This is a genomic window from Candidatus Desulfovibrio trichonymphae (assembly GCF_002355955.1).
Classification (GTDB): domain Bacteria; phylum Desulfobacterota; class Desulfovibrionia; order Desulfovibrionales; family Desulfovibrionaceae; genus Desulfovibrio; species Desulfovibrio trichonymphae.
In genome coordinates, this window is sequence record NZ_AP017368.1 from 1,198,836 (window position 1) to 1,222,097 (window position 23,262).

Genomic DNA, 23,262 nt, shown 5'->3' on the forward strand with positions numbered 1-23,262 from the left:
ATGATACAGGTAGAATCAACGCTTCAGGTCGCCGATAATTCAGGCGCAAAAAAAGTAGCGTGCATCAAGGTGCTCGGCGGTTCCCACCGCCGTTACGCCTCTGTTGGCGACGTTATTGTGGTTTCCGTCAAAGAGGCCATACCCCACAGCAAGGTAAAAAAAGGTGATGTGATGAAAGCCGTTATTGTGCGCACCGCCAAGGAAGTGCGGCGCACTGACGGATCGTACATCAAGTTTGACGGCAATGCGGCCGTGCTGCTTTCCAATCAGGGCGATCCGGTCGGCACGCGTATTTTTGGACCTGTGGCGCGTGAACTTCGCGCTCAGAATTTTATGAAGATCATTTCCCTTGCGCCGGAAGTGCTATAGGAATCATCATGAAAATGTATCGCATCCGAAAGGACGACAAGGTGATGGTGATCACCGGCAAAGACGCGGGCAAGATAGGCAGGGTGCTTAAAATTCTGCGTAAAAAAGATCGCGTCCTTGTGGAAAAGGCCAATATGGTCAAACGCCACACGCGTCCGAATCCCTATGCCCGCCAGCCGGGCGGCATTGTGAAAAAAGAAATGCCTATCCATGTTTCGAATGTCATGGTGGTCTGTTCCGTCTGCGGCAAAGCGACAAGGGTGGGCTACAGGCAAATAGAGGCGGCCGCCGGGCAGAAGAAAGTCCGCTTCTGCAAAAAGTGCAACGAAGTTATGGAATAAGGTGATACAATGACACACCTTGAAAAGATATATAGAGAGAATGTGGCGCCGGTTTTGCAAAAAGAGTTCAATTATACCTCTTTCATGCAATTGCCCGGCTTAGCAAAAATCTCTCTGAACATCGGCCTTGGCGCCGCTACGCAGAACAATAAGGTTATGGAAGAAGCCGTGGCGGAACTGACAGCCATAGCGGGACAAAAAGCTGTGGTGACACGCGCAAAAAAATCCATTGCATCCTTCAAGCTGCGTGAAGGCATGCCCATAGGCACCCGCGTTACGCTGCGCAAGGATCGCATGTGGGACTTTCTTGATAAGCTTGTGAATTTCGCCATCCCGCGGGTGCGCGACTTTCGGGGCATTCCGGATCGCGGTTTTGACGGCCGCGGCAATTTTACCTTGGGCATCAAGGAACACACCATTTTCCCCGAGCTTGAAATTGACCGTGTGGAAACCCCCAAAGGCATGAACATTACCATTGTTACATCTGCCTCCACAGACAAGGAAGGAAAATTCCTTCTGGATAAGCTTGGCATGCCATTTCGCAAATAGGCGTCACATGTGACGTCAATATTCTAGTCAGGAGTTTATGTATGTCGCGTACTTCGCTCGCAGTGAAGGCAAAGCGCAAGGCAAGGTTCAGTTCGCGCGCCTATAACCGTTGCCCGCTTTGCGGCCGTCCCAGGGCTTTTTTGCGCCAGTTCGGCGTCTGCCGGATCTGTTTTCGCAGTATGGCCCTGCGGGGTGAGCTGCCTGGCGTTCGCAAGTCGAGCTGGTAGACAATTTTATCAATTGAGGAGCATTCGATGTTGACAGATCCTATTGCGGATATGCTCACGCGCATTCGCAACGCGCATTTGGCCCTGCATAAGGGAGTGAATGTGCCGCGCTCGAAGATGAAAGAATCGTTAGCCACCATCCTCAAGCGGGAGGGTTACGTCGAGGACGTTTCCGTGGCAGACAACAATATTACCATCGCCCTCAAATACCGGAAAGGCAAACCGGCCATTCTTGGCCTGAAGCGCGTGAGCACGCCCGGCAGACGCGTATATGTGAACGCGCGGCAGATTCCCGGCGTGCAGAACGGCCTTGGAATATGCATTCTTTCCACATCCAGCGGCGTGCTGGACGGCATGACCGCCCATGAAAAGAAAGTGGGCGGCGAACTCTTGTGTGAAATCTGGTAGGCGGTGTCCCATGTCCAGAATAGGAAAACTGCCCGTTCCCGTCCCGACAGGCGTTGACGTCGAAATCGGAACGGATGTTGTGGAAGTGAAAGGCCCCAAGGGTGTTTTGCAGACGCCCGTATGTTCTCTGCTCAAATATGAACTTGCTGACGGCAGGGTAACGCTGACCCGCCTTGAAGAAACACGCCGGAGCCGGTCGCAGCACGGGTTACGCCGCACGCTTCTGGCGAATTGTATTGAAGGCGTGACTAAAGGCTTTTCAAAGGCGCTTGAGGTTATCGGCGTGGGGTATCGTGTTGCCGTTAAAGGCAATATTATAGAACTCGCTGTCGGGTATTCCCATCCGGTTGTTGTTGAACTGCCGGATGGGCTCAAAGCCGCAGCAGAGGGGCAGATGCTGACCATCAGCGGCATTGACAAAGAGCTGCTTGGTGAATTCGCCGCAAAAATCCGTCGTATCCGCAAGCCTGAGCCCTACAAGGGCAAGGGCATTAAATATGTGACAGAGACTGTCCGCCGTAAGGTCGGCAAGTCCGGCGGCAAGAAGTAGGGGGCGGTATGAAGCTGACAAAGAATGAATCACGCCAGCGTCGCAAGATACGCATTCGAAAAAAAGTCAACGGCACGTCCGCACGTCCGCGCCTTGTGGTGTACAGGTCCAATCTGCATATTTATGCACAGATTGTGAATGACCTGTCCGGAGCTACGCTTGCCAGTGCTTCTACATTGACGCTCTCCAAAACTGAAACGGGACTGCACTGCAATAAAAGCGGCGCGGAACGCGTGGGCAAGGAAATTGCCCGTTTGGCTGGGGAACAGAATATCACCCAGGTGGTGTTTGATCGCAACGGGTATCTTTATCACGGTCGCGTTAAGGCCGTAGCTGACAGCGCCCGCGAAGGCGGCTTGGAGTTCTGATATGCGTCAGGAAAATACGGAAAGCCAGCAGAATGAGCTGGGAGAAATCGAAAAAATTGTCTCCCTCAATCGCGTGGCGAAAGTTGTGAAGGGAGGCCGACGTTTCAGCTTCAGCGCTCTTGTCGTTGTCGGCGACGGCAAGGGCGGCGTCGGTTTTGGCCTGGGCAAAGCCCAAGAAGTGCCGGAAGCTTTGCGCAAGGCAACTGTCCGCGCGCGCAAAAACCGTGTTCGGGTGTCGCTTGTTGAGGGCACGCTGCCCTATGAGGTGCTTGGACGTTTCGGCGCGGGCCGGGTTATGCTAAAACCCGCCTCGGAAGGCACGGGCATTATAGCCGGCGGTGCTGTTCGTGCCGTGATGGAGGCCGTAGGCGTACGCGACGTGCTGGCCAAGGCCATAGGCACAAACAATCCGCATAATGTGCTTCGCGCCACCATGCAGGGTCTTGTCTCCTTGCGCAGTGCTGATGACGTTTCAACGTTGCGTGGCAAAAAGCTCGAAGCTCCGAGGAAGTAACCATGTCGGAAATCAAGGTAAAACTCATACGTTCGCGCATAGGCGCGACCCCCACGCAGCGCGGGCTGCTTGATTCCCTCGGTCTCAAGCGCCGTGAAATGGTGAAGACCTTCAAAGACACTCCGGCAATCCGGGGTATTGTTGATAAAATTTCGCACCTTGTGGCTGTTGTGGAATAGGCGGCCGTCTCAGGAGAATATCATGCAACTGCACAATCTTTTTCCTTTTCCGGAAGAACGCAAGGCACGGCGACGCGTCGGAAGGGGCTCAGGCTCCGGTCTCGGATGCACGGCTGGCAAGGGGCACAAAGGCCAGAATGCCCGTTCCGGCGGCGGAGTGCGGCCTGGTTTTGAAGGCGGACAGATGCCCCTGCAACGCCGTCTGCCGAAACACGGCTTCAAGAACGCGCCGTTTAAGGTGACATACGACGTCATCAATCTGGACATGCTGATCGCAGCATTTGAGGGCAGAAACAGCATAACGCTTGACGACATTTACGCCCGTGGCCTTGCCCGTATCAGCGCGCCTGTGAAAATACTTTCACGCGGCGAGGTCAAGGAGCCCGTCACAGTGCAGGCCCATCGATTCAGCAGGGCTGCTGCAGAAAAAATTCGTCTGGCCGGTGGAACGGTGACTGAACTGGAAGCGACGCAGGCTGCCGAATAGCATTCGGCGGGACTCGTCTGTCATAAAACGAAAAAGAGACATATATGGTGGCAGATACGGCAAACACTGCGGCTCAGTCCGCCTTGGCAAAACGCCTTGGCTGGACTTTTTTGATTTTGTGCTGCTACCGCATAGGCGTCCATGTTCCAGTGCCCGGCGTGGACGCCGCTGCGCTGGCATCTTTTTTCGAGAACATGTCAGGCACGCTTTTCGGCCTTTTCGACATGTTCTCGGGCGGCGGGCTGAGCAATGTTTCCGTATTCGCGCTTGGCGTCATGCCTTATATCTCCGCGTCCATCATCATGCAGCTTTTGCAGGTTGTCAGCCCGGACATAAAGCGCATGGCGAAGGAAGAGGGTCAGGCCGGCCGCCGAAAGATCACGCAATATACGCGATATCTCACTGTGTTGATTACACTTGTGCAGGGTCTGGGCATTGCTGTCGGTCTTGAAAACATGACAAGCCCCGTCGGCACGCCGGTCGTCCTGATCCCGGGCTGGCATTTTCGCATGGTGACCATGATGACCTTCACAGCAGGCTCCGTGCTGGTAATGTGGCTTGGAGAACAAATAACAGAGCGCGGCATTGGCAACGGCATCTCCCTGATCATTTTTTGCGGCATTGTGGTGGGCATTCCACGCGGCATTATCCAGTCTTTCGCCCTGATCCGGGCTGGAGACATGAGCGTCTTCATGGCGATTCTGATTGTTGTTTTTATGGCCGCGGTGACGGTGTGCATTGTTTTTGTGGAACGCGCGCAACGGCGTATACCCATCAGTTACGCCAAACGTCAGATTGGACGCAAGATGTTCGGCGGGCAAAATTCACATCTGCCTTTGCGCCTGAACACAGCTGGCGTCATACCTCCTATTTTTGCTTCTTCGCTCCTGCTTTTTCCCGCTACAATCGGCCAATTTTCCTCCAACGAATATGTCAAGCGCGCTGCCGAAATTTTTTCTCCCCAAGGGTTGGCCTATAATGTTCTTTATGTGGCCCTCATTTTCTTCTTCTGCTATTTTTATACGGCGATTATTTTCGATCCCAAAGACATGGCTGAAAATCTAAAAAAAACAGGTGGTTTTATCCCAGGCATCAGACCTGGCGAAAAAACGCAACAATATGTCGATGTCGTGCTTTCGCGACTCACGCTCTCCGGTGCAGTCTATATTTCTGTTGTTGCGCTTCTGCCCATGTTTTTAATCAACAATTTCAACGTGCCTTTTTATTTCGGCGGAACAAGCCTTCTCATCTTTGTCGGCGTGGCAATGGACTTTATGAATCAGGTTGAATCGCATATGATTTCAAATCAGTATCAGGGCCTGATGCACAAGGCGCGCAAAGCCGGAAAATAATATTGCGCCTGCGCGACATGTGGCATGAAAAAAAATCATGGCGTATTCATTAAAAATGCACGGGAAGTTGCCTGCCTTGCCGAGGCCAACTGTATAGTGGCCAATATTCTTGATGCGGCGGGCGACATTGTGGCGCCGGGTCTTCCAACTATTCGTTTTGAAGAACTCGCGCGCGATATGTGCGCTGATTGCCGTGTCAGGCCTGCCTTTCTCGGATATTACGGCTATCCGTACGCCATATGCTGCTCGGTGAACGAGCAGGTAGTGCACGGCTTCCCCTCGGCCCGGCGACTTGAGGAAGGAGATATTGTCAGTATTGATATGGGTGTGATTTTTGACGGTTTTGTGGGGGATGCGGCCCGCACCTGGCCGGTAGGCAGCGTGAGCGCCGCGCACATGGAACTTATGCGCGTCACTGAAAACAGTCTCTATATGGGAATTGAGCAGGCGCGGCCCGGCAACAATGTGTATGATATCGGCGCGGCGGTGCAGAGATATGTGGAAGCGCACGGTTTCAACGTTGTGCGCCGTTTTGTCGGTCACGGCGTGGGCGCGAAAATGCACGAAAAACCTGAAGTGCCTAACTTCCGGCCCACCGCGCACGGCGTGACGCTGCAAAACGGCATGGTTATCGCTATTGAGCCCATGGTTACAGCCGGTACGTATGAAGTGGATATTTTGGAGGACAAGTGGACGGCCGTTACCCGTGATGGCAAGTATGCCGCCCATTTTGAGCACAGTGTGGTGATAACGCAAATGGGGCCAAGAATATTGAGTATTTCAGACCGAGATCTCAATCGTCATATAATTAGCGCTTGACAAAACAGACAAAGACGGACAAGTTAATCTGTTCGTGCCCTGTTTTGTCGGCGTGCCGCTGAATGCCTATATTTGGAGATATTATGAAAGTAAGACCTTCTGTCAAAAAAATATGCCCCAAGTGTAAGCTTATTCGGCGCAAAGGAGTGCTTCGAGTTATCTGTGAAAACCCCCGGCACAAGCAGCGCCAGGGCTAGGGCAGGAGAGAATCTGTGGCGAGAATAGCAGGCGTTGATTTGCCGCGCGGCAAAAGGGTGGACATTGCGCTCACCTATATCTACGGCATAGGCCGCACGACGGCCCTGAAAATACTGGACACCACCGGCGTCAACTGGGAGAGAAGCATTGATGACCTTTCCACGGACGAAGTGAACGAAATCCGCAAGGTGCTTGAACAGCACTACAAGGTGGAAGGCGATTTGCGCCGTGAAATTTCAGGCAGCACCAAACGCCTTATGGATATCGGTTGCTATCGCGGTCTGCGCCACAGGCGCGGTCTTCCTGCGCGCGGTCAGCGCACGCACACCAATGCTCGTACCCGAAAGGGTCCGCGGCGCGGCGCTGTAGGCAAAAAGAAGTAACTTTGTTTGCGTAATTTTTTAGCCAGATTGAGGGGCTAGACATGGCAAGACCCAGAAAAGTGGTCAAAAAGAAGGGAAAAAAGAACATTCCGGTGGGCATGGTCCACATTCAGGCTTCGTTCAACAATACGATCATAACGTTTACCGACACGCGCGGCAACGCGATCTCGTGGGCGTCTTCCGGGCAGAGCGGTTTTAAAGGTTCGCGCAAGTCCACTCCTTTTGCCGCGCAAGTGGCCGCCGAAACTGCGGCACGCAAGGCGCAGGACAACGGCATGCGTACAGTCGGCGTGTATGTAAGAGGTCCGGGTTTCGGTCGTGAGGCCGCCATGCGGGCAATCGCTTCAGTGGGTTTCCGTGTAGCTTTTATTCGCGATGTAACGCCTATTCCGCACAATGGTTGCAGGCCGCCGAAACGTCGCCGCGTATAATTTTTTGCCTATGTCATGGCTTTTGTATTGCTAATGTAAGAGGATTTCCATGGCCAAATATATTGAAGCTAAATGCCGTATCTGCCGCCGTGAGGGTTGTAAACTTTTTTTGAAAGGCGACCGCTGTTTTACAGACAAATGCGCCTATGATCGTCGCCCGTATGCCCCCGGCCAGCACGGCAGGGCGCGCAAAAAGGTCAGCGACTACGCTGTGCAGCTGCGTGAAAAGCAGAAAACCCGTCGTGCGTACGGCGTTCTTGAATGTCAATTTCGCGGCTATTTTGAGAAAGCTGAAATGCAGAAAGGTGTTACGGGCGCCAATCTGCTTTTCATGCTTGAGCGGCGTCTGGACAATGTGGTTTACCGCCTTGGTTTCGCCAATTCGCGCAATCAGGCTCGGCAGCTTGTCCGTCACGGCATTTTTACGCTGAACGGCCACAGAGTGACGATTCCCTCTTTGCAGGTGAAGGTGGGGGATATAGTCGCAGTGCCTGAAAAAAATCGTAAAATCTCTGTCCTTGCCGAAGCGCAGGAAGTGATTGCTCGACGCGGTTGCCCCGCTTGGCTGGAGGCCCTCGGTGCTGATTTTAGAGGAACTGTCAAGGCTTTGCCGCAGCGCGACGACATTCAGTTTCCTGTCAATGAGCAATTGATTGTCGAACTTTATTCGAAATAAGCGGGGGACGCATGCTTATCAAACAGGGAGAACGTCTTATAAACGCGCGCAACTGGTCGGAGCTTGTCAAACCGGAACGGATTGTGCGCGATGAAGAAATTGCTGACGGCATGCACGGCAAATTTGTTTGCGAGCCGCTTGAGAGGGGCTACGGCACCACCATCGGCAATGCACTGCGGCGTGTTCTTCTGGCGTCTTTGCAAGGCTCGGCCTTTGTTGCTGCGAAAATTATCGGTGTGCAGCATGAGTTCACCACGATTCACGGCGTGCTGGAGGATATTACCGATGTAGTGCTCAATCTGAAGCAGGTGCGCCTGCGTATGGATACCGTCGAGCCGCAGCGTTTGACTTTGCGGAGAGGAACAAAGGGCCCGGTGACTGCAGGACAGATTACGACAAACCAGCATGTGGAAATTTTAAATCCGGCGCAGCATATTGCTACGCTCACAGAAGATACTGTGCTGGAAATGGAACTTGAAGCGCGCATGGGCAAGGGCTATGTATCTGCGGATATGCATGAAGGTCTTTCTGATGAAATCGGCATAATCAGGCTGGATTCAAGTTTTGCGCCTGTGCGCAAAGTCGCCTACAGTGTGGAGCAGGCCCGCGTTGGTCAGATGACAAATTATGACCGTCTTATCCTTGAAGTCTGGACTGACGGCTCGTTGCCCCCTGAAGACGCCATCGCTTACAGCGCTAAAATTATCAAGGATCAGATTTCCGTCTTTATCAATTTTGACGACCGCGTTCCCGGCGATATGGAGCGGGCCGGCGGCGGCGGCGGTGAAGTGAACGAATCTCTGTTCAAGCATATTGATGATCTTGAACTTTCTGTTCGTGCTACCAACTGTCTGCGAAGCATCAATATATCTCTGGTGGGCGAGCTGGTGCAGCGCTCTGAAGCCGAGATGCTGAGAACAAGAAATTTTGGTCGCAAGTCGCTGGATGAAATCAAGGACGTGCTTATAGAAATGGGCCTTGATTTTGAAATGAAAATTGACAATTTTGAAAAGAAATATCAGGAACATAAAAGGAAACAGCAAAATGAGGCATAGCAATTCCGGCAGGAAATTTTCGCGCACGCCCGCGCACCGTAAGGCTCTGTTGCACAATCTTGCCAAGGCTCTGCTGATCCACGGCAAAATCCGTACAACGGAAATGAAAGCCAAGGAACTGCGCAGAGTTGTGGAACCTCTTATAACGCTTGCAAAGCACAATGATCTGCATGCCCGTCGACAGGCGTATCGTGTGCTCAACGAACATTCCTTGGTAAAACGGCTTTTTGACGAAATCGGGCCGATTTTTGCGGGTGTGCCCGGCGGTTATACGCGTGTATTCAAACTGGCCATGCCGCGCAGGGGAGACAACGCCCCCATGGCGGTTATTGAATTTTCGCGCACCGCCGCCGGGATGACGCCAAACGCAAAAACTGTCAAACCGGCAAAAAAGGCGCCTTCTACCATTGAATGACACGGGGTTGCGCTTTATCAGCTTGAGTGGGCATAAAATCTTTTGCATGCCCGCTCTGGTTGCCTGTGCAACGGGAATTTCGTCATGAATCTGCTGGAAAAAGCGCGCGCCGCCGGCTGTGCGGCAAAGTTGGCTTCAGAGGATCTGGAACGGCTTTTGAATGGACTCGCAGGGGAAGGCCGGCCTGATCTGGAGTCCCGCGTCCTTTCCGGACGCGCCTACCATGAAGACGCTGTGGCTGTTGCCGCGCCGCAGGGCAAAGCTTTAGTGCAGACAGTGGATTTTTTAACGCCCATTGTCAACAATGCTTTTGCCTTTGGCCGCATTGCAGCCGCCAACGCCCTTTCAGACGTGTACGCCATGGGCGGCGAACCGTGGTGCGCCATAAATGTCGCCTGCTTTCCGCTCGCCTTGGCCAAGGACGACCCTGATATTCTGGTCAGCATTCTGCGCGGCGGTCTGGACGCGCTGAATGAGGCGGGTGCCGTGCTCGCCGGCGGACACACCGTGCAGGATGAAGAGCTGAAGTATGGCTTGGCCGTCACAGGCGTGATTGATCCTGAACATATGGCAGTCAACAGCGGTCTGCAGGCAGGGCACCTGCTTGTGCTGACGAAACCGCTCGGCGTCGGAATACTGGCTACGGCTATCAAAACCGGCTTTGACGGTGCTGAAGAAAGCGAGGCGGAACTCGTGCGCTGGTGCGGTCGTCTGAACAACGTGGCAGGAGCGCTGATCCGGAATTTGAAACTGCCTGCTGCGACGGATGTTACCGGCTTTGGTCTGGGCGGGCATATTCTGGAAATGGCCTTTGCTTCCGGCGTTTGCGTGGAGATTGATACGGCCGCCCTGCCGTTGTTGCCGCGTGTCCTGCGTTACGCGCGCGATGGCCTTATCCCCGCCGGGAGCCATGTCAACCGCAAGTACCGGCGTCGTGCCGTCCTGGCGGTTAATGATATCGATGATGCCCTGGAAAGTGTGATTTTTGACGCTCAGACTTCAGGGGGGCTTTTGTTGGCTTTGCCTCCTAGACTGCTCGACAGGGGGCGCGATTTTCTTCTTGCCGGAGGCGATCTGGCGTGCGTTGTCGGCAAAGTGCTGCCGCCGCGCAACGACGGCAAAGCATTGCTGCTCAGGTAATTCCATATTGCTTCTTGCCTCGATTCCACGCAACAGTTGCTTAACCTTGCTCCACATTTTTTCAACAGGATTCAAATACCCAATATCTCCCCGGCGGACAGTGGGCTGTCTGCTGTCAGCGCTTTCATGGGCATCGTATGGCCTTCATCCGACATGGGATTGAAATCCGGCCTTTTTTAAAATTCCTTTCCAGATAGCATCCCGGATTTTAGAGCTGTTTTTGCTCAATCTCAACAATGTAATATATTAATATTTTAGTATATTATTTTTTAAAAAATAATAAGGTGCCTTAATTTTTTTCTTGATTCAGCTTGGAGCTTGTTTATATAACCAAATCAAAAGGTACCTTCTCATATAACAACAAGAAGAATTCCATGCTTGCATCATTCAACAGATACAAGAAACGAAAGGCGGCTCTATGAATGAATATGCCGGAACAAAAAAGTCAGCCATGTCCAGCAAAAACCTGATTATGCTCTTTCACCACGCCGTCAAGTTGATGGCTCGCGCACATCATAGCTAGGGACATGCCCAACATGCGCAAGCGCATGTGCTCGCCGTCCTCAAGGAAAAAGAATCCATCAACCAGCGTGAATTGCAGGAGATGCTCGATGTGCGCTCCGCTTCTCTCAGCGAGATACTCGGGAAGCTGGAACGAAACAGTTGCATCATCAGAGAACGGTCTGATCAGGATAAACGAAACTGCATCATTTCCGTGACGGAACAGGGCCGCGCCGCAGCGGAAGACCATAAGAGAGAACACTTGCAAAATGCAGAAGCAATTTTTACCCCACTCTCGACTGATGAGCGGCAACAGTTGGGACAACTTCTGAACAAAATCATTATTACCCTGGAAAAAGATATTCCAGAAACTAAATCCCGTCATGACCATCATGGCCATAGGCATTGTCATCATGGTCATGACGGCGGGCATGGGAACCAGAAATGCGGCGCAGGCTGTATTTTCCTGATAAGGGGGTGGTATGCTCTTTTTAAGATGGCTCAGCACAATTCTCATTCTTCCGCTTAACGCCCTGTTTATTATTCCCGGCGCGATACTTTATTTTTCAGATTACCGATGGCAAACGCCCAGTATGGGGAGAATTTTCGTTGCCGCAATGTTTGCGGCAGTTGGGCTTGCTTTAGCTTTTTGGACGATGCGGCTTTTCCATACAGACGGTCAAGGAACGCCGGCGCCGTGGGATCCGCCGAAAAAATTTGTAGTCCACGGACCCTATCTTTATGTGCGCAATCCAATGATGAACAGCGTCTTTCTCATGGCTGCGACGGAGATGCTGGTGATTGACTCCGCATACTTGTTCTTATGGTTTGCCGTGTTTTATTTAGGGAACTTAATCTATATTCCCCTGATCGAGGAAAAGAAGCTGGAGAAAAGATTCTGGCCAGCATATCTTGAATATAAGCGCAACGTCCCGCGTTGGCTGCCGAAGTTGATAGCGTGGAAAAAACAACACTAAACATTGGAAGCAGTTTGTATTCACAAAGGCTCAAGCGAAAGGTGCTCCTATGGCGTGTGCCATGAAGTATTTATTAAGTATGGTGCTGTTGTAGATATTTCAAATTTAGTAGGTAAATTTATTGGACCAGAAAACAGAACAGTTAGAGGCGAGTCGCCAATGAAAAAAGGGCTTACGGTGTTACCCGTAATCCCTTGAAATTTCTTGGTGGAGCTGGACGGAATTGAACCGACGGCCTCTTGAATGCCATTCAAGCGCTCTCCCAACTGAGCTACAGCCCCACAGGCAGGGAGCAATGATGCCCAACAGGTGGGGCGGTGTCAAGGCATTTCTGTCGCGCATCAGAGCAGCCGAGTGCTGAATTTATCAGAAAGTTGAGCCGGATGGAGTGGAAGCACAGCGCCGCACTGACGGAGCATGGCGAACGTCTGGACACAGCAGCTTCAGGCACAAATCAGCGAGGTCAGAGAGGAACAATAGGAATCCGTACGGATTTTGAAAGACTTGTGCGCTGTGTACAAGCAATTGGAGCCGCTCTTGCCGGTCTTGAACGAAAAGCTGCACAGCAAATAAAGGAGTAGGCACAAGAAGAAAAACAGCAAACGCGGAGGATGCGTATGCGGTGACATGTTTTCTTCCTTGTAACTACCGCGTGGAGGACATCAGGTCAGCAGATAGCTTTTGACTGCACGCTACTGCAAAATGGATGTACAATTTTATCTTGCAAAAATTGAGCATCTCACCTAAATTTATTATATTTTTAGAATTTATACAACATTTTTATAAAGAGGATATGAGAAATGACCATATCTATTCACACTATACTTGCACAATTGGAAGCGAGAGCCACTAGTAGTAAAGATAAAGGTGATCAACTTGAACATTAACCCAAGGACAACCCTGCTGGACACATTCCTAAGTATAGCCAGTAATAGATGTTTTTCTCAATATGCCACCTCTATAAGTCGACATTTTACAACATTTGAAAATAATTGATCTATGCCCCCTAAAAGAAATAGGGATGTTTTTAAGTTATTAAAATTTTTATATAAAAATGTGAATAAAATAATCTTCCTGTCGCCTAATCTGGTTATGGCACTGCGTTTGGGAGGCAGAACAATCTCTGTTGCAATTAGAGCAGGAAGAAAGTATATATTGAAATTATTGATGTTTTGAATGTAATTTTACCATTCAAAGACAAAATAAGGAGTTCTGGTTATGCATTATATTTCATACATGGCAATACGTTGTTTTTTGCTCAGCATGGTTGCGGTTATGTTGTTTTGCGCATCCGCATGGGCGCAAGAGGCGCAAAAACCGAATATAGTCATTATCGGAACCGGCGGAACCATTGCTGGAGTGGGTAAATCCAACGCGAATGTGAGCGCGTATCAGTCGGCTGTTTTACCTATCGACACCCTCATCAAAGCTCTACCCGAAATCACGAATATCGCCAATATCAAGATGGAGCAGATATTTCAAATGGGTTCCGAAAGCTTCAACAATGAACGGTTGCTGAAACTAACGCGCCGCGTTTCTGAGCTTTTGAAATCAAAAGAAGTGGATGGCGTTGTGATCACCCACGGTACCGACACAATGGAAGAAACATCGTATTTTTTAAATTTGACGATTAAAAGTGAAAAACCGGTCGTGCTCGTTGGTGCAATGAGACCAGCATCTGCTCTGAGTGCTGATGGCCCTCTGAATATATATAATGCGGTTATCGTCGTAGCACATAAAGATTCGGCCGGCAAGGGAACCTTAATTGTCATGAATGATGAAATTCATGCCGCCCGTGATGTAACCAAAACCAGCAGTGTCAAGATTGAAACATTCCGCTCCCTTTACGGGCCACTCGGAACGATTGTGGAAGGTACACCTCGATATTATCGCTTGCCTGCTCGTCCACACACCATACAAAGCGAATTTGATATTGATGCAATCGATACCTTACCAGAAGTCAATGTTGTTTATGCCCACGAGAATATGAGCCGGGTTCCTTATGACGCGCTCGTCGCGGCAGGAACCAAGGCTATCATCCACATGGGAGTAGGAAATGGCAGCGTAGCGGATTACATCACCGATGCACTCAAAGAAGTCCGTGCCAAGGGGGTCTTTGTAGTTCGGGCGACCCGAACCGGCGGTGGGATCGTTGTCCGTAACGGCGAGATAAATGACGATCAGAACGACTACATTGTCACGGATGATCAAAACCCGGCCAAGGCCCGCATTCTCATGGCACTGGCTCTGACAAAGACAACGAACACGAAAGAGCTGCAGGAAATTTTTTGGAAATATTGAATAACGCACGATCACTGATTTTGGCAGTCAGCATAACGAACTGCCGGCTGCCTTTTGAAGGCACTATCGTGCATCAGTTAACCCGTTCCAACCATCCTTAAAATAAAAGAATGACATGCAAGACATGGTGGAAGTACGTGGAAAGATTATAGCTGACTCCCCGGTAAACAATGGCTGTCGACCGGCGTTCAGACAGATATTCCGCCAGGTTTTCCCTCATATACCGTAGAGATATTCATATTTCCGGATATTACCTGGAAATTCATTTGATTTCCCTGGTGGAAAACGCCTTTTCTCTTGCCCTTTTGCGGGGGCAACGCTAACATACTTTTTAAAGAGGGAGTGGAACATAAAATGGCTGTAAAATTGAAATTGACCCGTCTCGGCAGCAAAAAACATCCTTTTTACCGCGTGGTGGCCGCCACGGACGAAACCCGCCGTGACGGCCGTCCGCTGGATTTTCTGGGATACTACAACCCCATGGTTGATCCTGCGGAAGTGAAGCTTGACGCGGACAAAATCAGAGAATGGCTTGCGCGCGGCGCTGAAGCCACGGACACGGTGCGCTCGCTGATAAAAAAACACATGTCCTAGCTGGGACAGCGTCGACACGGCCTTTGTCATTTTTGCGTTTCCTTGAATTTTGTGAGGGTGCAGGCAGTGAAAGCCCTGATTGAATATATTGCCAAATCTCTGGTGGATCATCCTGAAGTGGTGCAGGTCAGTGAAACGGAAGGGGATCAGGCCTACGTTCTTGAACTCAAGGTGGCGAAGGAAGACGTGGGCAAGGTTATCGGTAGGCAGGGGCGTACCGCCCGCGCCATGCGCACCGTGCTGAACGCTGCTTCTATCAGGGTGAAAAAACGCGTGGCGCTGAAAATTTTGGAATAGCGCCGGCAGCGTTGCATGGCGGATTCCCTGATTCATCTGGGCACGCTGTTACGCCCGCACGGCATTAAAGGCGAGATCAGCGCAGACTGGCATGCGGCCTCCCTGCCGCCGCCGGACGTAATGTTATGGATCACCGGTAAAAACAGCCCGCCGCATCGCGTCCGGGCGCTTTCCTGTCGCCGTCATCAGGGACGCCTTCTTTTTGTTTTTGAGGGAGTTGCGGACAGAACCGCCGCAGACGCGCTGTGCGGACAAAAGCTTCTGGTTGAGCGCGCCGTGCTGCCGGAGCCGGCAGAAGACGAGTCGTATGTGCAGGATCTGCTCGGCGGTGACGTCCTGCTGCCGGACGGACGACGTCTCGGCCGTTTTGACCATCTGGAATGTCCCGCCGGCCAGGATATCTGGGTAATCATAACGGATGCTGGGGACGAAATACTGTTTCCGGCGCAGCCTTGCTTCATCCAAGGCTTTGATGCGGCAAAGCGCGCCGTGCGGATAAATCCGCCGGAAGGGCTGTTGGACGTCTATCTCTCCTGAAGGCTCATCCGGACGGCATCAGTAAGCGGCAAAAATTGTCTGCGATTTTTGCGCAGGATCGCTTCGGCTTCTGTTTTCATGAATAATCTACGCTATGTCAGATATCGTCAAAGATACATCCGTTGCGGCCGGCGGCGTGCACGCGCCGGAAGAACTGGCGCTTGACGGCGTGCGCTATGTAGATTTGCCTCATGCGGGCCGGCGTTGGCGGCTCGGCAGCGTGACCCCGCGCTGGCGCGAGGCGCTGACGGTGTTGGGGGTGAACCCCGGGCAGGAGAGCGTCAGCGCGCTGGAGACGCATGGGCTGTGGCTTGCGCAGGCTGCTACGCCGGCTGCGGCGGTGATGTGCTGCGGCCTCGGCAGCGCGTGGCCGCACATGGGGCGTGAACTGTACGACAATTTTCCGGCTGCCAGAGAGGCGATGGATCACATCGCTGCAGTGGCCGACTGGGACGTGCTCTCGCTGATGGACGAGCGCGACGCGGAAAAAATAAGCCTTACCCGTTGGCAGCAGCCCTATCTTTTTTTGCTGGAATACGCGCAGTGGAGCCAGTTGGCCTCTTTGGGGCTGCGGCCGGCCCTTATGTGCGGGCACAGCCTCGGGGAGCTGATCGCGCTGTGTTTTGCGGGCGTCTATGAGCCGGAAGTGGCGTGGTACATACTGGACACGCGCGCCAGGCATATGGCCGAACTGGAAGCCGCTTCAACACGTAAAAACGGCATGATGGCGGTGCACGCCGAAGCCGACGTGATTGACGAGATACGTGGCTTCTGGCCCGCGCTTGTCGTTTCCAACTACAATACGCCGCGGCAGTTCATTATCAGCGGACCGCGCGAAGCGCTCTCGGAAGCCCGCAGGAGCCTGCGGAAGCGGCGTATTCCGTCTATTATGCTCAACGTCGGTCTGGCCTACCACCATCCCGCCATGCGCGTTCTGCGCGACCTCTCTTTGCGCCGTCTCAATGCCCTGGAAATGCGCGCGCCGCGACTGAAAATGCTCAGCAATGTCACGGCCGGCCCATACCCCGAAGATCAGCCCGATGTCTGCCGCTTTATCACCGACCTTGATGAAAATGCCGTGCGATGGACAGAATGCGTGCGCCGCATGCGGGATCAGGGAGGGATACGCCATTTTGTGGAACTTGGGCCGCAGGACACGCTCTGCAGCCTGACGACGGATATTGAGCCGGGCGCGTTTTGTCTGCCCGTAACGCGCAAGGGCAAGGAAACAGAGCAAATGCGGCAGGCGTGTGCCCGGCTGTATGCCCTGGGTTTTCTGCCGCACGCCGCCGTGCGTGCCTGCGCCGACGTCAGAGCGGGAAACGCCGGGCCTGCTGTTGCGCAGACTGACGCTCTCTCTTTTGACGCAACGCCGCAAAAAGCGGCAATATGCGCTGCAGACACAGCGCCGGCCCTGCCCGCGGAGCGGCTGCGCCGGCTGACGGACATTCTGGCGCAGGCAAGCGGGCGTCCGGCGGAAACAATCAAGCCTGAAACGGATCTGCGCTATGATCTCGCGTTGCGCTCAAGCCGCTTTCCGCTGTTGATTCAGGAAATTGAAGACAACTTGTGTCTGCGCGTTCATTTTGAACGTCTCCTCGGCGTTGCGACAGTGGGAGATCTTGCGCGCGCGCTGTGGGAGACAGACGCGTCAAGAAGCGCGCCGGACAAAACAGACACTGCGGACGAAGAACGCGGCGCGGTGCGGAAACGAACCGTACCGGCTCTGTGCCGCTATGCGCTGAGGACAGGCGAACAAAACGCGGATGAAATGCCGTCGGCCTCTCCGGTTTTTCTCCCGCCTGACCCCTGCGGCGAGGGCGCGCCGCTGCGCCGCGGCGATGTGCTGGCCTGCTGCGTGTTTGACAGGACAATGCTGCCGCGGCTTTTGAGCGGTCTTGCGCCTCTTGGCTGTGTGCTTGCCGTGCCCGGCGACATGCTGGACGCGTGCGCGCCGCTTGCCAAAGCAGGCTCGCGCCTTGCGGCCCTGCCGTTTGACGGGGCAGCGCCGCCTGATGTGGGGGCCGTGCGCATCGCCGTTGAAGCGCTTGCCGCAGACGAGGGGCGGGTGGACGGCCTGCTGTTTGTCCCAGCTCTGGATGCCGCGCTTGAAGAAAGCCACGACATGGCCCTGTTTGAAGCATGCCGTTGTCCGGCTGCACATGCCGGTCTGCGCTATATCCTACATTTCCGCAGGACTCCCTTGTCCGCGTTATCCGTTCCGACCGCAGCGCGGTTCGGACAGATTACCGCGGCTTCGGCGCGCGCTGGAGGGGCTGTGCCGCGCATTGTCCGTCTGGCGGACGACGGCGGGCCGGTCGGCCTGCACGAACTTGGGGACATGCTGGCTTGGGAGGTGTTGCGGGGCACGGAAGAAAACGTGCTGTGGGCGCGTCAAGGCGTTTTTGACGACGACGCTCCGCCCCGGCGCGGGTTTGTTGAGCGTCCGGAAGTTTCTTCCCTCATTTTTCCCAATCCGCGCCCCCTGTGGCCTCCTTCCGTCAATACCCTCGACGGCTCCTGTCATTTTTCCCGTTTTGCCGATCCTAGGCTCTCAACCTGCCTGACGCCGCAACATGCCATGAACACGGGCATGTCCTGTGTTCCCGCAAGCCGCGCAATGCAGGCGATTGTGGAAGGAGCTGGGCTGCTTTTCCCTTGGTTGACGGTTTCAGGGCTTTCCGACATGCGTTTTTTTGACGCGCCGCTCCTGCCCCCCGGGGTCACCCGTGAATGCCGCCTTGCCGTGAAAGCGCAGCCTTGGATGCTGCACGACAGGGTCATGACACGCATGTGCCGCGCCGTTCTTTCCGTGCGCTGCCTGACGGCCAACGGCCGCCGCGCCGACAAAAACGCAGAGGTGATCAGCGGCATGGCGCTCATGTCGCCGGTGCCGGCCGCAACCACGCCGATCTGGGATGCGCCCGGCGCAGCAGACATGGTGGAACACGCTGTGCCCGCAACGTGCTACGACGCCATGGGTCTTGGCGCGCACTGGCGTCTGATCACGGCTTTTGCCGCACTGCCCGACGATATGTATCAGGCAGTCATGCCCGCCGCAGAAGAAGGCATTGCTCAAAAAGGAAATAGTCGCTATAGTGAAATTCTGTGTATTGTGGAAGGGATTGTGCAGACTGCGTGGCTGGCTGTCGCCTCGCGCGGCGGCGCACTGCACGCATCTTCTGCAGAAATCGCAACGGTTCTGCGGCTGTGGCGTTTGAACGCGGCCGGACTCATCCTTTTCAGTGCCTTGGGGCAGCTGCACGGCAGGCGGCTCGTGCAGCTGCGCAAATCGTGGGAGGAAGCCTCCCTTTTGCGCTTTGACGCTCAGGTGACTGACGCGCGAGGGCATGTGCTCGCCACGATGCTCCATCTGGAATTTTCCAGCAATTTTAACAACAATGACAGGTAACCAGATGGCGCGACCCACACTAACAACACGGCAGGCACGCTTGTTGACGGCGATGTTCATGTGTCTTTTGCCGTTGCTTCCCGCGTGCGCTTCCAACAAGGCCGGCAGCAAATCTCCGGAACTTCCCGCCCGGCACTGGCTGGACGAAGCCCCCGGCGTGCCGGTGGAAAACAAGGCCAAGCTCGAAGCCGCTGTTCCCAATCTCTATGACCCGGACAAGATATTCGGTTTCGACGACTGCGTATTTTTGTCCATCCAGCAGTCGCCTATGCTGGTCAACAGCGCGGTGAACCTTGAAATCAAGCGCGTGGCGCTGACAGACGCCGTCTGGAGATACCTGCCGGAGCCGCGCATGACGATCAGGGTTTCCAACAATCTGACACAGTACAATACAAACACAACAGACACGCCGGGCGATTACGGCCAGACAAAATTTGATCTCGGTTTTTATGCCGCCTTTCCCAACCCTGTGGCTACATATTTTGAACACCAGACGCAAAAAATCATGGTCAATCTAGCTATAGCCATGCACCGCAAGGCCGTAGGCGAGGCGATTTACAAAATAGGCCAGGCTTATCTGCAGCTTCAGGCCAGGCAGCAGATTGTGAATGCGCAAAAAAAACTTTTGCCGCTGGGCAGGAAGCTGATCACCTACTGGCAGCAGGTGGAGTCTGTGGAAGGCCGTCAGGGCGTTTCGCTCAATCTGGCAAAGCAGCATGAGCGTGAACTGGGGCTTATAGTGGAGCAGTCCGTCATGCAGGAGACAATGCAGCGCACACAGCTTAAAATTCTTGTCGGCGTTGAGCCGCAGCAGCGTTTGCAGGTGGATACCGATAGCGTTGACGGTATACTGGCCGGCTTTGACGGCCGCAAGCTGACATGGGAAGAACGCTGGCCCACGTGCGAAGACGAACTTTTGCTGCGCGCTCAGGTCAAGCTGGGGGACTACAACATTGTTGTGGCCTGGGCGCAGTATCTTCCCCTCATGCGTCTGGATATCAGCAAATATCCGCCTGCGGGCCAGTACCAGCCGACCGGCGGCACCGAAGACATGTTTTTGCATTTTACTTTTGATTTTCCACTGCTTGACTGGGGTCACCGTTATCGGGACGTGCAGACGGCCCGTATGAGCAAGGCGCAGGCCTTTCATGAGCTGTCGCGCAAACGGACGCATTATTCCAACGAATGGCTGCAGGCGGATCAGAATGTCACGCTGGCAAAAACAGAATTCAAGCTGGCAAAAACACGTTTTGACACAGCAGAACTGCAGTACAAGGAAGTAAATATCGCCTTTTCTGAGGGAACGGAACAACTGCCCGCCGTCGCCGACCGCCATGAAGATATGGTAAAGGCGCGCATCGCCCTGATTGAAGTGGAACTGAAATACAAGCTGGCCACACTGGAATGGATGTATGTCGCCAATCTGCTTCAGGAGCGTTTTTTGGGTCTGCCGGCCAGAGAGGTCCTGTAATGCCGCACGCTTTGCCTGCTGTTTTGCCGCTCTTGTTTTTTTGCCTTTTCCCGGCGTCTGCAACGATGTGCAGCGCGGCGGAGCCCGCATCCGTCATTCTTTCCGGCAAGGCCGTGACCACCGTGACACGAGCCGTGCCCATGCCGTTTAACGCCATTGTGGACGATGTGCTGGTCAATCCCGGCGACGTTGTGGAACAGAGCGCGCCTTTGCTGCGCTATCATCTGCAGGAAGAGGCTGAACGCGTTTTGCAGCGCGAGATCACAATCGGCGCGGGCACCGAGGAAACCGGAAGTCAGGTGCTGGAGATGGAACGCCGCCTTGCGGAAATGACAGTACAGCGCAACAAGGCGCGCCATCTGGCGAATTCGGGCCTGGGTTCCAAGCTGGCCTCGGCGAGACTGGAAGACGACGTGCGCTCCCTTCAGCAGCGCATTGCACTGCTGCGCAGCACCATTCGCAAGAAAGAAAGCAATTTTGCCGCGCGCCTGAAAGAGCTGGAGGGCTATTACGGCGTGCCCGTCAGGGAAGGCGAGCAATTGCCGGCTTCGCTTGTTCTCACTTCGCCGATCAATGGCCATGTGCTTGCATTGGAGGGCACGCTGAACCCGGGCGTGCTGTTGAACGCGGGCGCCGCTCCCGTTCACGTGGGCCGGCTGGATCCTATGCTGATTCAGGTGCATGTGTATGAGGCTGAAATAGCCGGTATCAAGGTGGGCGACAATGCGACAGTGAAAATTCCGTCACTGGACAATAAAAAATTCGCGGCCGCTGTCAATGAAATCTCCTGGGTTTCCACCGACATGAATGTGTCAAATCCATCGTATTACATGGTGGAGCTCAGCGTGTCCAATCCCGATCTGGACCTCAAGCCCGGCTTCAAGGCCGTGGTGCATTTCGGCGGGAGAAGGTAACCCGCCGCGATGAAGCTGAAAAGCCTGCCGCGGCGTCTCGGCTATGTTGTCTGCGCGCAATGGGCGCGCGATATTGCATGGACCGTTTTTACCATTCTGCTGGCCCGTCACAGCAAGGACATGCTCGGACAGATCATGCTGGCCCTTTCGTACGGCTATCTTGTCAAGACAGCGGCTGACGTGGGCTTGAACGATTTTCTCCTTTCCTCCTTTGCCCGTCGCGAAAGCCGCCCCCGTGCCCTGCTCGGGGAAGTGACATGGCTTAAGCTCTGTCTTCTGCTGGTGGCCCTGTACATCGCGTGGGCTGTGACCGACGCGCAGGGCTACACGCCGGAACTGCGTTTCATTGTCCTGTGCATCGCCGCGGGCTTTGGCCTTGACGGCGTGAGCGAGTCTTTTTTCGCGCTCTGTCAGGCCCGCGGTCGGCAGGACATGGAAATGCGCGTGCGCGCGCCGACGGCACTGGTCGGAATCGGGTACGGCATTGTCTGCGTTCTGCTCAATGCACCGCCGGCGTGCATAGCCCTGTACAAGGTTGTGGAGTCTCTGCTTTGCATGGCGTCCGCCGCGCTTGCCCTCGGGCGCAACCCCTTGGCCCGCATAGGTTTTGCGGACATGATGGATCTTGTCCACCAGATGAAGAGCGGTCTTGTATTTACCTGCATGACCATCTGCGCCATGTTCTATAACAAGCTTAACGTCTTTTTTCTCAAGCGGTACGGCGGCGACACGGCCGTCGGCAGCTACAGCGTGGCCTGGGAAATGGTGGAAGGACTGACCGTTCTGCTGACAAGCGCTTTGCTGGGCAAAGTGATTTTTCCGCTTCTGACAAAATTGTGGAAGGAGGACCACGCTGCGTTTTGCCGTTTGTCAGGTCAGACGGCACGTTCTCTCTGGGCGGCTTCTCTGCCCATGATTTTTGTGATCTGTGTTGAGAGCGATCGACTTCTGCCTTTTATCTACGGGCAGGATTACAGCGGCGCCGTAACGGCGCAACGCCTGCTGACGCCCTGTCTCGCCACAGCATTTCTGCACAATCTGGCGGCGTACGCCATGATAGGCATGCGCCGCCATGTGCTGCTGCTCTTTTTTTATTTGAGCGGCATGGCTGTCAACATCATCTGTTGCTGCACGCTTATTCCGGCCATGCCGCTGAAAGGCGCGGCTCTTTCCTTAACTGTGACAAAAGTTTGGGTTGCGTTGCTGACGGTCAGCTTTTTTCAGTGGACCATCCGGCCCATGCGGCTCGCCCAGTGGGTTCTTATGCTCGCTGCAGCCGTGTCAGGCGTCGTCCTGTGGTGGGGAACCGGCCTTGTTCTGCCGCGTGAGGCCGCTGAACTGGCCGGCCTTGCGCCGCTGCTGGCTCTGCTGTGGTTCTGGCGGCCTCCGCCGCCCTTTGAAAAGGAGGCTGCCTGAACGGTCAGAAAAACTTGCGCGGCATGGCGGGGAGCAGTCCACATAGTGCCTAAATCAAAATTATTCCTGATCAGATATCAAAATTTTTAACAAATTATTTGCACTTTCCTCCCAAGTTAACCAAGGCATATTGTCTGTTTTAGGATGTTCACTATGCCTATAAAAACTGAGCCAAAGCTTCTATGTTTGGCTGCTTCTACATCCCTCCCCTTCATTCGCAGCAATCAGGCATGCGCAGGATGCGTAAATTTTATCCAAGTATCCATCGGTTACGTCGCAACAGGAATAAATGTTTACCAACTTCCGAATGACATTCCATTTTTTTCAACAAGTCATCAACCATCCAGCCGTCTTTTCCAACAATGACAAGATTTATATCCA

At 53.8% G+C, this 23,262-nt stretch carries 29 protein-coding genes and 1 tRNA gene; 29 read left to right on the plus strand and 1 reads right to left on the minus strand.

Going from position 1 to position 23,262, the window contains the following annotated elements; translation table 11 throughout:
- The 21 genes from rplN to RSDT_RS05920 all read left to right on the plus strand — a co-directional run bounded on the left by rplN (window position 1) and on the right by RSDT_RS05920 (window position 11,939).
- Complete coding sequence (gene rplN / locus RSDT_RS05820; RefSeq protein WP_096399940.1) at window positions 1-369, plus strand: 50S ribosomal protein L14; 369 nt, start codon at window positions 1-3, stop codon at window positions 367-369.
- Between the two features lie 8 nt (window positions 370-377).
- Complete coding sequence (gene rplX, locus RSDT_RS05825; RefSeq protein WP_096399942.1) at window positions 378-710, plus strand: 50S ribosomal protein L24; 333 nt, start codon at window positions 378-380, stop codon at window positions 708-710.
- A 9-nt stretch (window positions 711-719) separates the two neighbouring features.
- Window positions 720-1,259, plus strand: coding sequence for a 50S ribosomal protein L5 (gene rplE, locus RSDT_RS05830; RefSeq protein ID WP_096399944.1), 540 nt, complete (start codon window positions 720-722; stop codon window positions 1,257-1,259).
- 41 nt (window positions 1,260-1,300) lie between these two features.
- A complete protein-coding gene (locus RSDT_RS05835) occupies window positions 1,301-1,486 on the plus strand; it encodes a type Z 30S ribosomal protein S14 (RefSeq protein ID WP_096399946.1) in 186 nt (61 codons plus the stop codon).
- 27 nt (window positions 1,487-1,513) lie between these two features.
- Window positions 1,514-1,894, plus strand: a complete 381-nt coding sequence (gene rpsH / locus RSDT_RS05840; protein WP_096399948.1) for a 30S ribosomal protein S8 — start codon at window positions 1,514-1,516, stop codon at window positions 1,892-1,894.
- A 10-nt stretch (window positions 1,895-1,904) separates the two neighbouring features.
- Entirely contained in the window at window positions 1,905-2,444 is a 540-nt protein-coding gene (gene rplF / locus RSDT_RS05845; protein ID WP_096399950.1) for a 50S ribosomal protein L6, read from the plus strand.
- 8 nt (window positions 2,445-2,452) lie between these two features.
- Window positions 2,453-2,812, plus strand: coding sequence for a 50S ribosomal protein L18 (gene rplR, locus RSDT_RS05850; RefSeq protein ID WP_096399952.1), 360 nt, complete (start codon window positions 2,453-2,455; stop codon window positions 2,810-2,812).
- A 1-nt stretch (window position 2,813) separates the two neighbouring features.
- Window positions 2,814-3,326 (plus strand): 30S ribosomal protein S5, encoded by a 513-nt coding sequence (gene rpsE, locus RSDT_RS05855; protein ID WP_096399954.1) that lies wholly within the window; start codon window positions 2,814-2,816, stop codon window positions 3,324-3,326.
- Between the two features lie 2 nt (window positions 3,327-3,328).
- Window positions 3,329-3,505 carry a 50S ribosomal protein L30 gene (gene rpmD, locus RSDT_RS05860; RefSeq protein WP_096399956.1) on the plus strand — a complete coding sequence of 59 codons (177 nt, stop codon included), beginning with the start codon at window positions 3,329-3,331 and terminating at the stop codon, window positions 3,503-3,505.
- 22 nt (window positions 3,506-3,527) lie between these two features.
- The gene (gene rplO, locus RSDT_RS05865) at window positions 3,528-3,992 is read left to right on the plus strand and encodes a 50S ribosomal protein L15 (protein WP_096399958.1); all 465 of its coding nucleotides are present in this window, start codon (window positions 3,528-3,530) and stop codon (window positions 3,990-3,992) included.
- Between the two features lie 44 nt (window positions 3,993-4,036).
- The gene (gene secY, locus RSDT_RS05870) at window positions 4,037-5,344 is read left to right on the plus strand and encodes a preprotein translocase subunit SecY (RefSeq protein WP_096399960.1); all 1,308 of its coding nucleotides are present in this window, start codon (window positions 4,037-4,039) and stop codon (window positions 5,342-5,344) included.
- A 24-nt stretch (window positions 5,345-5,368) separates the two neighbouring features.
- Window positions 5,369-6,163 carry a type I methionyl aminopeptidase gene (map, locus tag RSDT_RS05875; protein WP_096399962.1) on the plus strand — a complete coding sequence of 265 codons (795 nt, stop codon included), beginning with the start codon at window positions 5,369-5,371 and terminating at the stop codon, window positions 6,161-6,163.
- 83 nt (window positions 6,164-6,246) lie between these two features.
- A complete protein-coding gene (gene rpmJ / locus RSDT_RS05880) occupies window positions 6,247-6,360 on the plus strand; it encodes a 50S ribosomal protein L36 (protein ID WP_096399964.1) in 114 nt (37 codons plus the stop codon).
- A 15-nt stretch (window positions 6,361-6,375) separates the two neighbouring features.
- The gene (gene rpsM / locus RSDT_RS05885; protein WP_096399966.1) at window positions 6,376-6,744 is read left to right on the plus strand and encodes a 30S ribosomal protein S13; all 369 of its coding nucleotides are present in this window, start codon (window positions 6,376-6,378) and stop codon (window positions 6,742-6,744) included.
- Between the two features lie 41 nt (window positions 6,745-6,785).
- Complete coding sequence (rpsK, locus tag RSDT_RS05890; RefSeq protein WP_096399968.1) at window positions 6,786-7,175, plus strand: 30S ribosomal protein S11; 390 nt, start codon at window positions 6,786-6,788, stop codon at window positions 7,173-7,175.
- A gap of 49 nt (window positions 7,176-7,224) precedes the next feature.
- Window positions 7,225-7,851, plus strand: coding sequence for a 30S ribosomal protein S4 (gene rpsD, locus RSDT_RS05895; protein ID WP_096399970.1), 627 nt, complete (start codon window positions 7,225-7,227; stop codon window positions 7,849-7,851).
- 11 nt (window positions 7,852-7,862) lie between these two features.
- A complete protein-coding gene (locus RSDT_RS05900; protein WP_096399972.1) occupies window positions 7,863-8,906 on the plus strand; it encodes a DNA-directed RNA polymerase subunit alpha in 1,044 nt (347 codons plus the stop codon).
- Entirely contained in the window at window positions 8,896-9,321 is a 426-nt protein-coding gene (gene rplQ, locus RSDT_RS05905) for a 50S ribosomal protein L17 (RefSeq protein WP_096399974.1), read from the plus strand. The genes RSDT_RS05900 and rplQ overlap by 11 nt, the downstream gene beginning before the upstream one ends.
- A gap of 84 nt (window positions 9,322-9,405) precedes the next feature.
- Complete coding sequence (selD, locus tag RSDT_RS05910) at window positions 9,406-10,461, plus strand: selenide, water dikinase SelD (RefSeq protein ID WP_096399976.1); 1,056 nt, start codon at window positions 9,406-9,408, stop codon at window positions 10,459-10,461.
- A gap of 550 nt (window positions 10,462-11,011) precedes the next feature.
- Window positions 11,012-11,491 (plus strand): MarR family winged helix-turn-helix transcriptional regulator, encoded by a 480-nt coding sequence (locus tag RSDT_RS07950; RefSeq protein ID WP_096399978.1) that lies wholly within the window; start codon window positions 11,012-11,014, stop codon window positions 11,489-11,491.
- On the plus strand, window positions 11,445-11,939 hold the full coding sequence (locus RSDT_RS05920) for a methyltransferase family protein (protein WP_096399980.1): 495 nt from the start codon (window positions 11,445-11,447) through the stop codon (window positions 11,937-11,939). The genes RSDT_RS07950 and RSDT_RS05920 overlap by 47 nt, the downstream gene beginning before the upstream one ends.
- A gap of 205 nt (window positions 11,940-12,144) precedes the next feature.
- Here RSDT_RS05920 and RSDT_RS05925 read toward each other — a convergent pair.
- Window positions 12,145-12,220, minus strand: a tRNA-Ala gene (locus RSDT_RS05925).
- Between the two features lie 937 nt (window positions 12,221-13,157).
- Between RSDT_RS05925 and RSDT_RS05935 the strand changes: the two genes are divergently transcribed.
- The 8 genes from RSDT_RS05935 (at window position 13,158) to RSDT_RS05970 (ending at window position 22,881) form a co-directional block, all read left to right on the plus strand.
- On the plus strand, window positions 13,158-14,240 hold the full coding sequence (locus RSDT_RS05935; RefSeq protein ID WP_197702103.1) for a type II asparaginase: 1,083 nt from the start codon (window positions 13,158-13,160) through the stop codon (window positions 14,238-14,240).
- A 354-nt stretch (window positions 14,241-14,594) separates the two neighbouring features.
- Complete coding sequence (gene rpsP / locus RSDT_RS05940; RefSeq protein WP_096399984.1) at window positions 14,595-14,834, plus strand: 30S ribosomal protein S16; 240 nt, start codon at window positions 14,595-14,597, stop codon at window positions 14,832-14,834.
- Window positions 14,835-14,900: 66 nt separating this feature from the next.
- On the plus strand, window positions 14,901-15,131 hold the full coding sequence (locus RSDT_RS05945; protein ID WP_096399986.1) for a KH domain-containing protein: 231 nt from the start codon (window positions 14,901-14,903) through the stop codon (window positions 15,129-15,131).
- A gap of 15 nt (window positions 15,132-15,146) precedes the next feature.
- Complete coding sequence (rimM, locus tag RSDT_RS05950) at window positions 15,147-15,668, plus strand: ribosome maturation factor RimM (RefSeq protein ID WP_096399988.1); 522 nt, start codon at window positions 15,147-15,149, stop codon at window positions 15,666-15,668.
- A 94-nt stretch (window positions 15,669-15,762) separates the two neighbouring features.
- Complete coding sequence (locus RSDT_RS05955; protein ID WP_096399990.1) at window positions 15,763-19,080, plus strand: acyltransferase domain-containing protein; 3,318 nt, start codon at window positions 15,763-15,765, stop codon at window positions 19,078-19,080.
- A 4-nt stretch (window positions 19,081-19,084) separates the two neighbouring features.
- Entirely contained in the window at window positions 19,085-20,551 is a 1,467-nt protein-coding gene (locus RSDT_RS05960) for a TolC family protein (protein ID WP_096400587.1), read from the plus strand.
- Entirely contained in the window at window positions 20,551-21,465 is a 915-nt protein-coding gene (locus tag RSDT_RS05965; protein ID WP_096399992.1) for an HlyD family secretion protein, read from the plus strand. The genes RSDT_RS05960 and RSDT_RS05965 overlap by 1 nt, the downstream gene beginning before the upstream one ends.
- Window positions 21,466-21,474: 9 nt before the next feature.
- Window positions 21,475-22,881 (plus strand): lipopolysaccharide biosynthesis protein, encoded by a 1,407-nt coding sequence (locus RSDT_RS05970; RefSeq protein ID WP_096399994.1) that lies wholly within the window; start codon window positions 21,475-21,477, stop codon window positions 22,879-22,881.
- Window positions 22,882-23,262: the final 381 nt, after the last annotated feature.

Bases quoted from the DNA above. Each gene is read 5' to 3' on its own strand.
- rplN (WP_096399940.1), top strand. From the start codon at position 1: ATGATACAGGTAGAATCAACGCTTCAGGTCGCCGATAATTCAGGCGCA.
- rplX (WP_096399942.1), top strand. From the start codon at position 378: ATGAAAATGTATCGCATCCGAAAGGACGACAAGGTGATGGTGATCACC.
- rplE (WP_096399944.1), top strand. From the start codon at position 720: ATGACACACCTTGAAAAGATATATAGAGAGAATGTGGCGCCGGTTTTG.
- RSDT_RS05835 (WP_096399946.1), top strand. From the start codon at position 1,301: ATGTCGCGTACTTCGCTCGCAGTGAAGGCAAAGCGCAAGGCAAGGTTC.
- rpsH (WP_096399948.1), top strand. From the start codon at position 1,514: ATGTTGACAGATCCTATTGCGGATATGCTCACGCGCATTCGCAACGCG.
- rplF (WP_096399950.1), top strand. From the start codon at position 1,905: ATGTCCAGAATAGGAAAACTGCCCGTTCCCGTCCCGACAGGCGTTGAC.
- rplR (WP_096399952.1), top strand. From the start codon at position 2,453: ATGAAGCTGACAAAGAATGAATCACGCCAGCGTCGCAAGATACGCATT.
- rpsE (WP_096399954.1), top strand. From the start codon at position 2,814: ATGCGTCAGGAAAATACGGAAAGCCAGCAGAATGAGCTGGGAGAAATC.
- rpmD (WP_096399956.1), top strand. From the start codon at position 3,329: ATGTCGGAAATCAAGGTAAAACTCATACGTTCGCGCATAGGCGCGACC.
- rplO (WP_096399958.1), top strand. From the start codon at position 3,528: ATGCAACTGCACAATCTTTTTCCTTTTCCGGAAGAACGCAAGGCACGG.
- secY (WP_096399960.1), top strand. From the start codon at position 4,037: ATGGTGGCAGATACGGCAAACACTGCGGCTCAGTCCGCCTTGGCAAAA.
- map (WP_096399962.1), top strand. From the start codon at position 5,369: ATGAAAAAAAATCATGGCGTATTCATTAAAAATGCACGGGAAGTTGCC.
- rpmJ (WP_096399964.1), top strand. From the start codon at position 6,247: ATGAAAGTAAGACCTTCTGTCAAAAAAATATGCCCCAAGTGTAAGCTT.
- rpsK (WP_096399968.1), top strand. From the start codon at position 6,786: ATGGCAAGACCCAGAAAAGTGGTCAAAAAGAAGGGAAAAAAGAACATT.
- rpsD (WP_096399970.1), top strand. From the start codon at position 7,225: ATGGCCAAATATATTGAAGCTAAATGCCGTATCTGCCGCCGTGAGGGT.
- RSDT_RS05900 (WP_096399972.1), top strand. From the start codon at position 7,863: ATGCTTATCAAACAGGGAGAACGTCTTATAAACGCGCGCAACTGGTCG.
- rplQ (WP_096399974.1), top strand. From the start codon at position 8,896: ATGAGGCATAGCAATTCCGGCAGGAAATTTTCGCGCACGCCCGCGCAC.
- selD (WP_096399976.1), top strand. From the start codon at position 9,406: ATGAATCTGCTGGAAAAAGCGCGCGCCGCCGGCTGTGCGGCAAAGTTG.
- RSDT_RS05920 (WP_096399980.1), top strand. From the start codon at position 11,445: ATGCTCTTTTTAAGATGGCTCAGCACAATTCTCATTCTTCCGCTTAAC.
- RSDT_RS05935 (WP_197702103.1), top strand. From the start codon at position 13,158: ATGCATTATATTTCATACATGGCAATACGTTGTTTTTTGCTCAGCATG.
- rpsP (WP_096399984.1), top strand. From the start codon at position 14,595: ATGGCTGTAAAATTGAAATTGACCCGTCTCGGCAGCAAAAAACATCCT.
- rimM (WP_096399988.1), top strand. From the start codon at position 15,147: ATGGCGGATTCCCTGATTCATCTGGGCACGCTGTTACGCCCGCACGGC.
- RSDT_RS05955 (WP_096399990.1), top strand. From the start codon at position 15,763: ATGTCAGATATCGTCAAAGATACATCCGTTGCGGCCGGCGGCGTGCAC.
- RSDT_RS05960 (WP_096400587.1), top strand. From the start codon at position 19,085: ATGGCGCGACCCACACTAACAACACGGCAGGCACGCTTGTTGACGGCG.
- RSDT_RS05965 (WP_096399992.1), top strand. From the start codon at position 20,551: ATGCCGCACGCTTTGCCTGCTGTTTTGCCGCTCTTGTTTTTTTGCCTT.
- RSDT_RS05970 (WP_096399994.1), top strand. From the start codon at position 21,475: ATGAAGCTGAAAAGCCTGCCGCGGCGTCTCGGCTATGTTGTCTGCGCG.